Annotated in this window: 16 protein-coding genes; 5 read left to right on the plus strand and 11 right to left on the minus strand. The window is 63.2% G+C overall.

Going from position 1 to position 12,989, the window contains the following annotated elements:
* Positions 1-27: 27 nt before the first annotated feature.
* The gene (locus tag BM083_RS12340) at positions 28-252 is read right to left on the minus strand and encodes a DUF7123 family protein (protein ID WP_009365792.1); all 225 of its coding nucleotides are present in this window, start codon (positions 250-252) and stop codon (positions 28-30) included.
* A 39-nt stretch (positions 253-291) separates the two neighbouring features.
* Positions 292-477: a DUF7525 family protein gene (locus tag BM083_RS12345; protein WP_049893509.1), complete on the minus strand. Its 186-nt coding sequence runs from the start codon at positions 475-477 to the stop codon at positions 292-294.
* Positions 478-687: 210 nt separating this feature from the next.
* On the opposite strand from BM083_RS12345, the gene BM083_RS12350 reads away from it, so the two are divergent.
* On the plus strand, positions 688-1,824 hold the full coding sequence (locus tag BM083_RS12350; RefSeq protein WP_089869804.1) for an LEA/WHy family protein: 1,137 nt from the start codon (positions 688-690) through the stop codon (positions 1,822-1,824).
* Positions 1,825-1,992: 168 nt separating this feature from the next.
* Complete coding sequence (locus tag BM083_RS12355; protein ID WP_177197621.1) at positions 1,993-2,385, plus strand: DUF7528 family protein; 393 nt, start codon at positions 1,993-1,995, stop codon at positions 2,383-2,385.
* Positions 2,386-2,398: 13 nt separating this feature from the next.
* Here the strand turns inward: BM083_RS12355 and BM083_RS12360 are convergent, their stop codons facing one another.
* From BM083_RS12360 to BM083_RS12395, 8 genes are all read right to left on the minus strand, one after another.
* The gene (locus BM083_RS12360; RefSeq protein WP_089869805.1) at positions 2,399-2,665 is read right to left on the minus strand and encodes a hypothetical protein; all 267 of its coding nucleotides are present in this window, start codon (positions 2,663-2,665) and stop codon (positions 2,399-2,401) included.
* A 75-nt stretch (positions 2,666-2,740) separates the two neighbouring features.
* Entirely contained in the window at positions 2,741-3,772 is a 1,032-nt protein-coding gene (locus BM083_RS12365) for a phosphate uptake regulator PhoU (RefSeq protein ID WP_089869806.1), read from the minus strand.
* Positions 3,773-3,893: 121 nt separating this feature from the next.
* Entirely contained in the window at positions 3,894-4,958 is a 1,065-nt protein-coding gene (locus BM083_RS12370; RefSeq protein ID WP_089869807.1) for an ATP-NAD kinase family protein, read from the minus strand.
* A 49-nt stretch (positions 4,959-5,007) separates the two neighbouring features.
* Positions 5,008-6,501: an Hvo_1808 family surface protein gene (locus BM083_RS12375; protein WP_089869808.1), complete on the minus strand. Its 1,494-nt coding sequence runs from the start codon at positions 6,499-6,501 to the stop codon at positions 5,008-5,010.
* 267 nt (positions 6,502-6,768) lie between these two features.
* Positions 6,769-7,461: a competence/damage-inducible protein A gene (locus BM083_RS12380; RefSeq protein ID WP_089869809.1), complete on the minus strand. Its 693-nt coding sequence runs from the start codon at positions 7,459-7,461 to the stop codon at positions 6,769-6,771.
* A gap of 61 nt (positions 7,462-7,522) precedes the next feature.
* Positions 7,523-8,323, minus strand: coding sequence for a DUF5803 family protein (locus BM083_RS12385; protein WP_089869810.1), 801 nt, complete (start codon positions 8,321-8,323; stop codon positions 7,523-7,525).
* Entirely contained in the window at positions 8,320-8,991 is a 672-nt protein-coding gene (locus BM083_RS12390; RefSeq protein ID WP_089869811.1) for a DUF2110 family protein, read from the minus strand. The genes BM083_RS12385 and BM083_RS12390 overlap by 4 nt, the downstream gene beginning before the upstream one ends.
* A complete protein-coding gene (locus BM083_RS12395) occupies positions 8,991-9,515 on the minus strand; it encodes a transcription factor (protein WP_089869812.1) in 525 nt (174 codons plus the stop codon). Before BM083_RS12395 ends, BM083_RS12390 begins: the two co-directional genes overlap by 1 nt.
* A 270-nt stretch (positions 9,516-9,785) precedes the next feature.
* Here BM083_RS12395 and BM083_RS22800 point away from each other — a divergent pair, with 270 nt between their 5' ends.
* The 3 genes from BM083_RS22800 (at position 9,786) to BM083_RS12410 (ending at position 12,382) form a co-directional block, all read left to right on the plus strand.
* Positions 9,786-11,123: a DUF7282 domain-containing protein gene (locus BM083_RS22800; RefSeq protein ID WP_143085722.1), complete on the plus strand. Its 1,338-nt coding sequence runs from the start codon at positions 9,786-9,788 to the stop codon at positions 11,121-11,123.
* Between the two features lie 195 nt (positions 11,124-11,318).
* On the plus strand, positions 11,319-12,020 hold the full coding sequence (locus BM083_RS12405) for a hypothetical protein (protein ID WP_089869813.1): 702 nt from the start codon (positions 11,319-11,321) through the stop codon (positions 12,018-12,020).
* The gene (locus tag BM083_RS12410; RefSeq protein WP_089869814.1) at positions 12,017-12,382 is read left to right on the plus strand and encodes a hypothetical protein; all 366 of its coding nucleotides are present in this window, start codon (positions 12,017-12,019) and stop codon (positions 12,380-12,382) included. Before BM083_RS12405 ends, BM083_RS12410 begins: the two co-directional genes overlap by 4 nt.
* A 61-nt stretch (positions 12,383-12,443) precedes the next feature.
* Here the strand turns inward: BM083_RS12410 and BM083_RS12415 are convergent, their stop codons facing one another.
* Complete coding sequence (locus tag BM083_RS12415; protein WP_009374699.1) at positions 12,444-12,986, minus strand: tRNA (cytidine(56)-2'-O)-methyltransferase; 543 nt, start codon at positions 12,984-12,986, stop codon at positions 12,444-12,446.
* Between the last annotated feature and the right edge of the window lie 3 nt (positions 12,987-12,989).

Consider the following 12,989-nt stretch of genomic DNA (forward strand, 5'->3'; position numbering starts at 1 on the left):
GGGGCGAGACGCTAAAAAAACGAGGTGTTAACTCGGGCTGACGCGCCACGTCGTCGAGCGGGCGCGACCCCACTTCTCGATTTCGACGTCCTCGGACTTCTCGGCGAGGCGCGGGAGACGTGACCCCACCTGTTTCGCGGAGAGACCGATGGCTTCGGCGATATTCTTCGCTCGGAAGTATTGCTCTCCGCCCGCGACGGCGTCGCTGAGGTACGCGACGATCCGTTGTTCTTCTTCAGTGTATTTCGTCATTCGCCACCTTCTAGGGACTGTAGATATTAACGATTGTCGCTATCCCCAGTAGAGGTGCGTGCCGACGATAGCGATGGAGGCGGCGACCATCGCGAGTGCGAATCCCCACGCCTTCGTGACTTGTCCCGGTGCCAAGAGAAGGACGGCAGCACCACCGATTGCGACGAGCGAGAACAGCACCGCAAACCCGATTCCTTTGTCCGATTGGACCGCGTGCACTTCCATACCTCTGGGTTCGATGGCCAGCACTTAGTTCATTCGACACTCCCACACACACCCGACAGTAGGGCCGAGACGCTCTCGTTCCGGTTCGATTTAGCCCAGTTTGGTTCACTTCGAGTTGCTTCACTTCGACCTGGTTCCCTCGATTCGCTCGATTCGCTATCGCTTGCACCGAGCGAACCGAATATATGTGATGAACGGACACGGACTGGTATGTTCGGAAAGTTGAAAGTCGGGGTAATCGTGGTAGTCTTGCTCGTCGGTACTCTCGGGGGCGCTGTCGCACTTGGCGCCGTCGGGACACCCTCCGTCTCGGGCGTCGAGAACCGCTTCGGTGGCGTCAACGAGACGTCGACGGTCATCGAGAGCGACCTCCACGTCTCGAATCCGAACCCCCTCGGCGTCGCGCTCGGCGGTCTCTCGGCCGACTACGCCGTCTCGATGAACGGTGTCGAGATGGCACACGGCGTCAAATCCGGCGTCGACATCGACCGCGGAAACTCGACGCTACCGTTCTCGACGACGATGGACAACGAACGGATTCCCGCGTGGTGGGTGAGCCACATCCGAAACGGCGAGTCGACGACGCTCACCGTCGACGCGAGCGTCCACTCGTCGCTTCTGGACTACTCCTTCGGCGCACCGAAGGTCGAACGAACGGTCGAGACGGACCTCATCTCGGCGTTCAACTCCACTGAGACGCGGCCGGTGAACGCCGACGCACCCGTCGTCTCCGACCCGGTGCTCTACGTCAACGAGACGAGCGCACAGTGGGGCGAGGTCAACGAGTCGGTGACGCCCATCGATATGGACTTCACGATGTACAATCCGAAGGCGTTCCCCGTTCCCGTCTCCGAAATCGGGTACACCATCACGATGAACGACGTCACCGTCGGCAACGGAACGTCGGCACAGGGGTACGTCATCCCCGCAGGCGGACAGCGGACGGTCGAGACGCGTACGCTCGTCGAGAACGAACGACTCGACGAGTGGTGGGTGACGCACTTAGAGCGAAACCAGCGAACCGACCTCGAAATCGACTTCTACGCGAAGGTTCGGGTCACGGGCGAGACTATCCGCATCCCACTCGACGAGATGACCTACACCGAGACCATCGAGACGGACATGTTCGGAACGAAAGTCGAGGCAACTGGACAGACGAACGTGACCAGTGAGAGCAACGAGAGTGCGTCGACGCCGGAACCGACCGTAACTACGACGTCCACGGACGGTGGATCAGACTCGACGACGCCGACAGCGACACCGACCGACACCGCGAGTGCGACGCCGACACCCGAGAGCGGTGAGACGACGACAGAAGACGACGGACTCCTCGCACTCGGTCGGTAGCGCGGACTGACAAACGACCGAGAAATCCGACATCTGCCGACAACGTTTTACCAGCGTCGTGCATCACACCGAGTATGTCACGGAGTACCCAGTCTCCTGGTCGAGTTCTTCTCAGGTAATGAAACCGAAGTCACCGTCTCGAGCGACGACGAGTCCATCGTCGTCCAGATGGGTGACCGCTCGTGCGAACTGTCTCGAACGGACGCCGCCGAGTTACAACGCGCCATCGGCACGGCGCTAACGGAGAAACGGGAGTTCTTCCGAACGGCCGGTGAGTACCGTGAAGATGGCAGTTACGTCGTCTCGCGGCGCGGTGCCGACTCGACGGGCAACGCGAAGGTGTTCGAGAACTTCGAGGCGTTGCGCCGTCTGTACGACCGGTTGCCCGACGCGTTCGACGCCGACGACGTCGGTCGAACCGGAATCACGGGATCGCGCCGACACATGCTGATTCGGCACTTCTGTGAACATCCTGCGTTCGACTGCGACATCGAGCGACGAAACCCGTTGCGAGCGACGAAAATCGTCGAGAAGGCAGTCGTCGAGATGACCGCCGACTGAGTGGTTGGGAGATTCAGACGAACTGGAGAGCGACGCCGACGGCGAGGATGAGAACGGCGAAGCCGTAGACCCAGAGTGCGGAATCGTTCTCGATGGCCCACGTCTCGAACTCACCGCGGATAGCGTTGCGCGCGGCGATACTGACGTAGAGGAGACCACCGAGAAGCACGAGTACCGCGCCCAGTGTCAGTCCTTCGCGCCTCGTTACTGCGAGACCGTACACGAGGAATGCGGTGCCAGCGAGTCCGGACAGACCCGTGGCGAGTTTCGCGCGGTTCATATCTCGTCGACGAATAGCGGTGAAAAGAATCTGTCGCCGAATCTGCACGACATCGGTCGTCGACAGCGCCAGCGTCTACGTAATCGTGACGTGTTCGTTCTCCTCGTTGAGCGCGAGGTTCGCCGCGATTTCGGCGTTTCGCATGGCGTACTGCGCGGTCTGTTGGAGACTCACGAGCACTTCTCGCACGCGAAGGAGGTCTTTGTTGTCCATCTCCGGGAGGTCGTTGAGGATGTCCTGTTCGCGGTCGCTGATGTCGTGAAAGAGGCGGCGGACCTCGATGGTCTTGTCGTAGTTCCGTTCGACGACGGCTTCGACGGCCTTCACGGTAATTTCGTCCACTTGGTCGGTGTACTCCCGGATGCGCCGCATCGTCGACGGGTCGACGTCGAGAGTGTGGCCTTCGGTGTTCAGGACGATTTCGGCGATGTCTTCGGCGTTGTCTGCGGTGAGTTCGAGGTTCTTCGCGACCGAGCGATAGCCGATGAGCGGGAAGCCCGATTCGAGGCCGACGGCGCGACAGAGATTCGGGTTCTGGTAGGCGGTGAAGATGAGCCGGAGCAGAAGGACGAAGATCTTGTTCGCCTGTCGCTCGCGGTTGAGTGCGCGCTGTGCGAGGTCAGGGTTCCCGTGGGCGAGCGCTTTGACTGCCTCGCCGCGCATGGTACTGCCCGTGTTCTCCAGACGACTGAGGAGGTTGTCGAGCGTGAAGTCTTCCGGGTCGACAGAACACCGGATAGCGATGCGTTCGGGCGTCTCCTCGATGACACCGAGACCCATCAACTGCGTCTCGGCTTTGTAGACGGCGTTGATGTGCTCGCTGTCGAGTGCGCCCTCGCGTTTCTCGACGTGGATAACTCGCCGTCCGAGGACGTACTGTGCGACGATGGCACGTTCGAGTGCGCCGGCGTCGAGGTTGTCGGCGTGGAGGACCGCCTCGGAGTCCTCGGTGTTCGCCGATTCGGGGAGGACGGTGAGCGTCCCCTTTCCGCCCATCCGAATCGACACTTCGTCGCCCTTGTTCACGCCGTGCTCCTTCGCCCATTCTGCCGGAAGCGTCATCGCCAGCGTCGACGGCCCGAGTCGCTGGACTTTCCGCGTTTCCATGCCACTGCATACCGCACCAGTGACCTTAATCTTGACTATATGCCCATTATACGTCGTATGATATTCGTGTAAGATTGATACAGCGCTCAAATCCTAATATCCCTCCAAGGTAGTCGATAGATCACACGATTTCCATCATCCGGCGCTCGAAGCGGCCCACGCGAACTTTCGTCCATCCTCGAAGCTCCTCGTCGAGGTCCGGGTCGTCGGTGTCGACACGAAGCACCCCGAGGTCGTCGAGTTTTGCGCGTGAAGCGACGACTTCGACCTCGCACTGTCGGATAACGTCCGGTGAGAGTTGCGGGTTTCCGCGCCCAAAGACGAACCCCTGTCCGCCGATAGGCGTGACGACGATGACGTTTCGGTCGCCGAGGTTCGACAGAATCTCCTGTTCGGTGGCGTCGCGGACCAACACCTCGCCGTCGCGCCACACGTCGACACCGAGCGCCGACCCCTCGAATCCGAGAGCATCTTTGACTGCACCGACGGTACTGCCCGGTCCGAGGACGTACGTCACGCCCGATTCGATGCTGTCGGCGACGCCCGCGGCCAGTGCTTCGACGGTTCCGCCGCCAAGTTGCTTCGAGGACTGCAGGTCGTCGGCGACGGGGACGAACGCGATGCCTCGAAGTTCCGGGTGAACTTCACCAGCGCGGTAGTCGTCCTCGTCGATGTCCATCACCTCGCGGCGCTCCGTCCGGTCGAACGTCGCCGCAATCTCGCCGGCGTCTTCGGGCGAGACGCCGAACACCGAGGAGTAGACTTTCACACCAGCAGGAACGCCGAGCATCGGCGTGTCGGTGTCCGCATCGTCCAGTACCTCGGCGACGTCTGCGGCCGTGCCGTCGCCGCCGACGAAGAGTACGAGGTCCACGTCGGCGTCGAGGAAGGCTTCGACGGCCGCCTGCGTGTCGCCCACGCTCGTCTCCTCGTCTCCCGGTCGGCCGACGACGGTCGGGTCGAACCCTGCCTCGCGGACTTCGGACTCGCCCATCGGGTCGGCGTAGGTGAGTAGTTCGGTGTCGGGAGCCAGTGCTGCGAGTCGTTCGAGCGCACGTCGCGCACGCTCCGGTGCGCGGGGTTCTGCGCCTCGTTCGCGGGCCTCGGCAACCTTCCCGTCTGTCCCCTTCAGTCCGACTCGACCGCCCATGCCCGCGATGGGGTTGACGACGACACCGATACGCATGTCTCGACACTCGAAAGCGACCGAGAAAAGCCGTCCGGAAGGAGTACTCTCACCGAGCGTACTCGCTGATGTCCGAGAGGTCGTCGACGGTCGGTCCGTTGACGACGATGACCTGCCTCCCGTCTCGGACGACGTAGAAGGCGTCGGCGAATCCGCCGTCTGCTATCACCCACGTCGACTCGCCAACCGACTCGGCTCCGTGGCCGTCGAGCACGCGGAGATACGCCTCGGAGAACTCGCGGGCGTCTTCCTCGGTGTCCCACGTCGACACCCAGACGTAGCCGTCTTGTTCGCCCTTCTTGTAGGGGACAATCTTGTCGTTGCCCCACCCCTGCGAGGGCGGACTCGTGTAGTTGTACGTGTCGTATCGACCGCCGTCGCGCTCGACCACGGTCGAGCGGTCGACGACTTCGTTTCCGTACTGGTAGCCTTGGTACCAGAACATAACGTACATAGACGCTTCGCCGGCCGTGTCGGCACCGTCACCGTTGATATCGTAGCGTTCCCATCCGTTTCGGGCCGTGTCGGGGACGGTCAGTGTCGGAATCGCGTCGTCAGCGTGGTGTATGATGCGCTCCGTCGACTGCGGCAGGTTCTCGTGAGCGGCGTCGACGGCCTCCCATCCGTCCCGTTCGACGACCGAGTGGACGTAAGCCGTGCCGTCGCCGTAGGGTTGGACGACGACGAGCACGACACCGAGGTTGAGACGACTGTAGTCGGGCGTCGGCCTGTTCGACGCCGGCGTCGCGACACAGTCCCACTCGGTTACACACTGCTCGACGTAGCGGTCGGTGACGTACTCGGCTTCACCCTCCGTCAACCCGTTTCGTGCCAACTGGCCGTCCTGCGTCGGCGGGTCGTACCGCGGCGCGCTCAGGTTGTACTGCTGGTCTTGCAGCGCGTGGACGAGTTCGTGAATCAGCGTCGCGTTGTCGATGACGGGACGCTCGGGCGTGTCGGAGACGACGAGCAGTGCATCTTCGCCGGGGAAGTACTGCCCGAGGACGAGCGACTCGCCGAGCGAATCGAACGCCGTCGAAATCTCGTCTCGCTCGTCGACGATGAACAGTGCCTCCCACACTTGCTCGTTCCAGCGGTCGTACTCTGGTCCGCCGTCGTCTTCGTCCGTACCGACAGGCTCGCGCGCGGCAAACTCCTCGCGGGTCAGCACCTCCACCCGCACGTCTCGGACGAACTCCTGTCGCCGCAGTTCTTCGACGCGGGCTTTCGAACGTCCCACGTAGGCTCGTCGTTCGGCGTCGGTAAGGCCGTCCGACTGGTCGACGTCGATAGGTTCGTCGTACCAGTAGCCGTCTTCCCATCCGATGGTGTCGCTCGTCGGGTCGGCGTAGGGGTCGTCGCTCGACCGGGTCACCGTCGTCGTCGTCGTCGAATTCGGCGTCAAATCGGGCGTCGGCGTCGGTGTCGATATCGGTTCCGGCGTCGGCGTCGGATCTGTGGCGGGTGCATCGCCACCGAACGACGAACACCCAGCGACGAGGAGGGCGAACGCGACGGCGACTACCGTCAGCGTGCGAGTCATACAGCAGCTACGTCGGCAAGAGCCATAAGACGAATTCTGGACAGACAGGGGGTCTAACGTGTTGTCAGGTGCTCCATCGTCGTCGAACGTCGTGACTTCCCGGATGTCGAATCTTTAAGCGGGCCCGACTGGAAGCCAGAGGTATGATTCCGCTCGCAACTTCCGGAGAAGCGCTACCGATTGCAGAGACCGGTGCCGTCGTCTTGGTCGTCAGCCTCCTCGTCACTGTCGGCTGGCTAGCGTACCTGTACCGCTGAGAGCCTTCGGCTACTCCTCGACGAGGTCCACCCGTTCGCGGAGCCACGCGGCCGCCGACTTCGCCGTCTCCGGGTCCGTCGCGGTCACTTTCAGTCGAACGTTCTCGCCGGGGTAGCTCCCCAACTGGACGTCGAACTCGGCTTGGACACCGCGCATTCGGTCGAGGAGCGTGCTCTCGGGTTCCGACGTGGTCACCGTGGCCGTGTACGTCTGCTCGCCAGCGAACTCGTCGGCGACTTGGTCGAACATCGCCTTCATCTCGCTCGGGACGCCCGGGAGGACGTAGACGCTGTCGACGACGCATCCCGGTGCGACGCCCTCCTCGTTCGGGAGCATTCGAGACCCCGTCGGGAGATGTGTCGTCCCCTCGGCGAGGTCTGTTCCGGAGTAGCCGTCGTGGTCGTCGAACCACGCGACGACGTCCGGATGTTCCGCCACCCCACGTCCGAACGCCGCGGCGACGGCGTCCATCGTCAGGTCGTCGTGCGTCGGGCCGAGTCCACCGGTGACGAGGACGGCGTCGTACTCGGCGTTGTACTCGTTGACGACGCGCGCGATGTCCGCCAGTCGGTCGGGAACGGTCGTCACTCGCTCGACGCGGACGCCTCGCTCGGTCAACTGTTCACAGAGCCACGTCGCGTTCGTGTTTTCTGTGTCACCGGCCAGCAACTCGTCGCCGACGGTGACTACCGCTACTCGCATACGTGGTCCACGAGCGTCGTGCGCAAAAGGTCGCTGGTCGCGGGCGATTTCGAGTCGCCGCTCAGCGCATGCCCGGCGGCGGGTCGTCGCCGTCGTCCTGTTCGATGTCGACGTTGAGCCCCAAGTCGCGGCGTTGCTCTTCGAGCGCCTCTATCTGGCGTTTGTAGTAGAACAGGCCACCGAGTGCGACGAGGACGAGTCCGGCGGCGATACCACCGAAGATGGTCAGGTCACGCTGGAGATAGAACTGGACGAGCATCGAGTCGGTCTGGATGTCGTCCCACACGATGTGCGTTCGACTCTGGTCGTCGACGCTCCGGTCGGTGTAGTTCGGGCGAACCTGCCCGAAGAGGAAGAAGTCGATGCGACGGTCCGGCGGCAACACGACTTCGTACGACCCCTTCACGAACGTCGGCAACGAGAACCGCTTGGGTGTCGACGTCGACGTGAACGCCAACTTTCCGGGTGCGGCGCTCGTCTCCTCGGGGAGAGTGACGGTGACCGCCTCGCGCGTCTGCTTGATGGTCCCGCCACGCGCCTTCAACTGCGTCGCGTTGATGACGGTGCCGTTGTCGTACTGGTACTGCAGGGCGCTGACACGGATGGCGTTCCGACCACCGAGTCCGTCCCGACGGAAGAGTTGGACCTCCGTCGAGTTGAGGTCGTAGACGGCCGAGAACGTCGCGTTCTCGACGACGGCGATGTGAGCGTCGCGGTCGCTGTCCCAGGTGTACTCGGCGGCCGGCGGTTCGTTCAACCGGTCGTTGGAGACGTCTTGCGGGCCCATGATGGCACCGAGACAGCCAGCCGAGAGGAGGAGAAAGACGAGCGACGCCGTTCCGAGGACCAGACGGGTGTTCATGTGATGACGCAACGAATCTCTGCCGGGAGGTATTCTCCGATACTGGAGAGGAGACCCGGCGGGTCGGTCCCTTCGCGACACATGATGCTCTGCTCCAGTAGGCCGATTCGTTCGACGGTGACGATGTCGTGGGCGTGTCCTGCGCGGTTGACCGTCGCTCGTACCTCGCCACGGGTGGCGCTGTTGACGTTGACGCGGCCTTCGCCACGCGTCCAGTCGTAGAGCATGTCCCGTGTCTCGTCGGCCAACCGGGCCGGGTCGCCGGCGACGAACTTCAGCGGTGTGTGCTGGACGATGCCGAACCGTTCGCGAATCTGCGTCGGCGACCCTTGTCCGAGTCCCAGCTCCTCGGTCGGGATGAAGACGCGGTTGCCGTGGCCGACGTCGAGGTAGAAGCCGTCGTCGTCCCACGCGTCGAGCGTTCCGACGTACGTCTCACCGTCTCGGTGTTGCGGGACGACTTCGCCCCACTCGCCGCGGAGGACGTTCCGGGCCACGTTGGCGTCCTCGCCAGTGACGGTGACGCTGATGAAGTCGTCGTCGCGGACGCCGATGTCGTACTCGACGTCGAGGTCACCGATGTCGTTCTGCACCATCGATCCGAGGCTGTCGAGCGCCCGACCACGAGCGTCGCCGCCGATGTAACATTTGGTTGCGAGTACGACCATTAGCTTGTAGCGTCCACGTTGAGTTCGTCTCGTAGGTTGTCGACGCGTCGTGTCATCGCGTCGACGAGGTGGTTGTTCTCCATCGATTCGAGCGGCGAACCGCACTCGGGACACTCGAAGCCGAAGTCCATCGCCTCACCGAACTCGAAGCGAATGGAACAGACTTCACAGAGGTAGAACTCGTGCGTCCGCTCGTACTCCTCGCGCTGTTCTATCGCTTCGAGCAGTCGGTGCATCTCCTCTTTGAGATTCTCCGGGATGTTCTCGTACTCGAAGGTCCACAGATAGGTGAGCCATCCGGAGTCCTCGTCGCGGACGCGGCGGTACGTCGCGAGGTCGTTCTCGTACAGGATGAAGAGTGCGCGACGCACGTCGTTCAGTTCGAGGTCCAGGTCCTCCGCCAGTTCCTCGTCGGTCACTTCGCCGTCCGGCGGCGCGGCGGCGACCGGCATCCCCGTGGGGCCAACCAACTCGTGGAGGTACTTCTGGATGACAGGGTCGTTCAGCAGGTCCTCAAAAGCCATTACCTCTAGGTCCGCCGCAAAACAGTTTAAAAGCACCGAATACGGTCACCGGGAGTGATGGTTCCGGAGAGTGACCGATTCACCGACAATTCGTTTCGAACAGTGTATACCGACGTCCCTCATCACCAAAATATTCCTCTCTGCTCATACTTGGGCCTAAAAATTTACAAATGTACCAATTTGGGTGAGAATTAGGACACATTTGCCAAAATCCACTTTAGTCTCTCTCCCCTCGTTTCGGGTATCGGTTCCCATACCGGTGTCACCCCAATGCCTGAAGACGAATTTGTAGACGAGACCGGCCGTACCGACGGAACAACAACCAACTCGACGTTCGGCGCGTCGTCGCGGCGGCGGTTCCTGACCGTCGCCGCTGCGACCGGTGCCGCCGCGACGCTCGGCGGAACGGCAGTCGCCCAGCAGTCCTCGGACACGGCGACGGTCACGTTCGACGACCAGACTACCGGTGGAAAGACAGTCACCGTCCAGTCCACGACGCTCCCCGAGGGAGGCTACGTGGCGATTCACGACGCGCGCCTGCAGGAGGGGAAAGCCCTCGAAAGCGTCGTCGGTGTCTCGGCGTACCTCGATGCGGGCACACACGAGAACGTCGAAGTCACCCTGTTCGACGTGGAGGGCGCGGAGTTCGAGATGGGGATGCTGGACGAAGACCAGCCACTCATCGCAATGCCGCACCGCGAGACCAACGGTAACGAGACGTACGAGTTCGTCGCCTCCGGTGGGGAGGACGACGGACCGTACACCGCAGACGGCGGTGCCGTCGTCGACGACGCGGCGGTTACCGTCGAGTCCATGCCGATGGCGTCCGTCACGTTCGACGACCAGACGACTGGCGGACAGATGGTCGACATCGCCTCGACGACACTCTCGGAAGGCGGGTTCGTCGCCATCCACGACAGTAGCCTCCTCGACGGGAAGGTACTGGAGAGCGTCGTCGGCGTCTCGCCGTACCTCGAAGCCGGCACGCACGAAGACGTCTCGGTCACGCTGTTCAACGTGAACGGTGCCGACTTCGACGCCGAGATGATGCTGGAAGAAGACCAGACGCTCATCGCGATGCCGCATCTCGACACGAACGACACCGACACCTACGACTTCGTCTCCTCCGGCGGGGAGGACGACGGACCGTACACCGCAGACGGGAAGGCTGTCGTCGACGACGCGGCGATTACCGTCGAAGCGACCGAACAGCCGATGGCCGACGTCTGTTTCCCGGACCAGAAATCCGACGGCATGTCGGTCATGCTCCCCGAGGCGACGCTCTCGGAGGGCGGGTTCGTCGCCATCCACGACAGTCGCCTGCAGGACGGCGAGGTGTTCGAGAGCGTCATCGGCGTCTCCGAGTACCTCGACGCTGGTACCCACGAGGACATCGAAGTCGACCTGTTCCAGGGCGTCCCCGGCGGCGACTTCGACAAGAACATGCTCGACGCCGACGAGACGCTCGTCGCCATGCCACACTTCGACAGCAACGACACCGACACCTACGACTTCATCACGTCCGAGGGCCAGGAAGACGGCCCGTACACGATGGACGGCAAGCCCGTCGTGAACCCGGGCAAGATTACGGTCGAAGACGGCTGTTAGAAGTCGAGAGCTCAGCAGCAGACGAACGGCACCCCCAACCCTCTCCCATCCCCCTCCGGCCGCTCTCCGCGCCGGAGCGGTGCTCATCCATCCCTCCACGCCCCCTTCGATTTTTGTCGAGACACTCACCCCGTCAGCGACGTCACCAACGGGAGCAGCGCAACTGATATGACGGTTGCGTGACGAGACGTTCGTATGCCCTCCCTCCCCGGTACGTTCGTCCGGACAGTTCGCGAACGGGCGACGGTGCAAGCGGTCGCCGCGTTGGTCCTCCTCGTCGTCTTCCTCCGGTTCGTCGGGGACGAACCGTGGTCCGTCGTCGGTCGCTTCGCCGCACTGCTCACCACGCTCGTCGCGTTCGGCGCACTCGCGGACGCGCCGAACGTGGACGACCGATACCTCGCCATCGTGTGTGGCTTCGTCATCGCGGCAGTCGCCGTGTTCGTCCCCGACGCCATCGTCGAAGGCGAGACGCTCGGTGTCACCGTCGTCGGTCTCGCCGTCGGCGGATGGCTGGTCGCCGACGGCCTCGCCGCACTCGCGAGCGGTCGCTCCGCGTCGGAGAGGAGCGAAGAGTTCGACGACGTCGACTCCGACGAGTTCTTCTTCGAGATGCAGTTGTTCCGCGTCGTCGCCAACCAGTTGCGCGAGCGACCGCAGACTCGCGCGGAACTCGCGGCGGCGTGCGACCTCACCGAGTCGCGGGTCCAGACGGCACTCGACCGCTTGGAGTCCACCGGGTCGGCGCATCCAGTCGCCGAGACTGTCGACGGCGAGACGCGCTGGGCGTTCGACGAGTCCAGCGTCGGCCCGCGGGCGTTCGTCGACGCGACTGCTGGCAGTGCGATTCGACGTCTCTCGCTTCCGTTCCGAGAGATTCTGGCACTGCGTCGATGAGTCCGTCGCCGAGCGACGACCAGTTCGATCCGCCAGACGTCAACGAGTCGGCGCGTGACCTCGTCGCGTACGTCGCTATTGGCTTGGTCATCACTGGTGTGGCCGTCGTTCTCGGCGCGTCGCTCGAAGACGTCGTGCCCGCTGTCGTCGCCTTTCCACTCATCGGCGCGGTCCGTCTCGGCGTCGCTGTCATCGGCCTCCCAGCACCGACCGTCGACTTCGTCACGGCCCTCGGACTGACCGCGTTCGCCGTCTACGGTGTGTACTTCGATTCGTCCCCGACCGTGGTTCTCGCAGCGCTCGTCGCTGGCTGGTTCTTCCGTGATTCCGTACCCGAACTGTGGCGATACTGGCGGCAGTAGGTGGATGTTCGAAGAAGAACGACAGAACGGAAAGTCGAACGCGTCGGTCGTCGCCGCTCTACTACTCCGCGTCGGGGTCGACGACTTTCTTCCCCGTCGCCATCGGAATCACGTTCCGGTCTGCGTCCTCCCACTCTCGCTCCAACTCGCGGCCGTCGAACAGGCGGTCCAGAAAGACGGCGAGTCCGGCGACTTCCGAGTGCGGTTGGTTCGTGACGCCGACGTTCCAGTCTGCGCCTTCGTAGACCTCGAAAGGAACCTTCTCGCCGCCGACGACGACGAGGAGCGGTTCTGTCTGGTGGGCCTCGCGGATGTCGGCTTCGACGTCTTGGACGCGCTCACCGTACATCGTCAGGTGGACGACGACGCCGTCCCAGTCGCGAATCGTGGCGTTCAGCGCGCCGGTCAGTTCGACGTCGAACGGGCCACCGAAGCGACCCGTGATGTCTTCGACCGTCTCCTCTGACTGTCCGGCGTTGTCGGGGAAGATGACTCGGTCGGCACCGAGTGCCCGGGCGGTCAGGCCGACGTGGGTGGTCATCCGGTCGTCGCGACCCGGCCGGTGACCGTACCGGAGGACCGCGACTTCGGGTTCGTCCTGCATGGC

The sequence above is a fragment of the Halogranum rubrum genome (genome assembly GCF_900114455.1).
GTDB lineage: Archaea > Halobacteriota > Halobacteria > Halobacteriales > Haloferacaceae > Halogranum > Halogranum rubrum.

Bases quoted from the DNA above. Each gene is read 5' to 3' on its own strand.
- BM083_RS12410 (WP_089869814.1), top strand. From the start codon at position 12,017: ATGAGTCCGTCGCCGAGCGACGACCAGTTCGATCCGCCAGACGTCAAC.
- BM083_RS12365 (WP_089869806.1), bottom strand. From the start codon at position 3,772: ATGGAAACGCGGAAAGTCCAGCGACTCGGGCCGTCGACGCTGGCGATG.
- BM083_RS12355 (WP_177197621.1), top strand. From the start codon at position 1,993: ATGGGTGACCGCTCGTGCGAACTGTCTCGAACGGACGCCGCCGAGTTA.
- BM083_RS22800 (WP_143085722.1), top strand. From the start codon at position 9,786: ATGCCTGAAGACGAATTTGTAGACGAGACCGGCCGTACCGACGGAACA.
- BM083_RS12380 (WP_089869809.1), bottom strand. From the start codon at position 7,461: ATGCGAGTAGCGGTAGTCACCGTCGGCGACGAGTTGCTGGCCGGTGAC.
- BM083_RS12375 (WP_089869808.1), bottom strand. From the start codon at position 6,501: ATGACTCGCACGCTGACGGTAGTCGCCGTCGCGTTCGCCCTCCTCGTC.
- BM083_RS12405 (WP_089869813.1), top strand. From the start codon at position 11,319: ATGCCCTCCCTCCCCGGTACGTTCGTCCGGACAGTTCGCGAACGGGCG.
- BM083_RS12415 (WP_009374699.1), bottom strand. From the start codon at position 12,986: ATGCAGGACGAACCCGAAGTCGCGGTCCTCCGGTACGGTCACCGGCCG.
- BM083_RS12340 (WP_009365792.1), bottom strand. From the start codon at position 252: ATGACGAAATACACTGAAGAAGAACAACGGATCGTCGCGTACCTCAGC.
- BM083_RS12360 (WP_089869805.1), bottom strand. From the start codon at position 2,665: ATGAACCGCGCGAAACTCGCCACGGGTCTGTCCGGACTCGCTGGCACC.
- BM083_RS12390 (WP_089869811.1), bottom strand. From the start codon at position 8,991: ATGGTCGTACTCGCAACCAAATGTTACATCGGCGGCGACGCTCGTGGT.
- BM083_RS12350 (WP_089869804.1), top strand. From the start codon at position 688: ATGTTCGGAAAGTTGAAAGTCGGGGTAATCGTGGTAGTCTTGCTCGTC.
- BM083_RS12385 (WP_089869810.1), bottom strand. From the start codon at position 8,323: ATGAACACCCGTCTGGTCCTCGGAACGGCGTCGCTCGTCTTTCTCCTC.
- BM083_RS12395 (WP_089869812.1), bottom strand. From the start codon at position 9,515: ATGGCTTTTGAGGACCTGCTGAACGACCCTGTCATCCAGAAGTACCTC.
- BM083_RS12370 (WP_089869807.1), bottom strand. From the start codon at position 4,958: ATGCGTATCGGTGTCGTCGTCAACCCCATCGCGGGCATGGGCGGTCGA.
- BM083_RS12345 (WP_049893509.1), bottom strand. From the start codon at position 477: ATGGAAGTGCACGCGGTCCAATCGGACAAAGGAATCGGGTTTGCGGTG.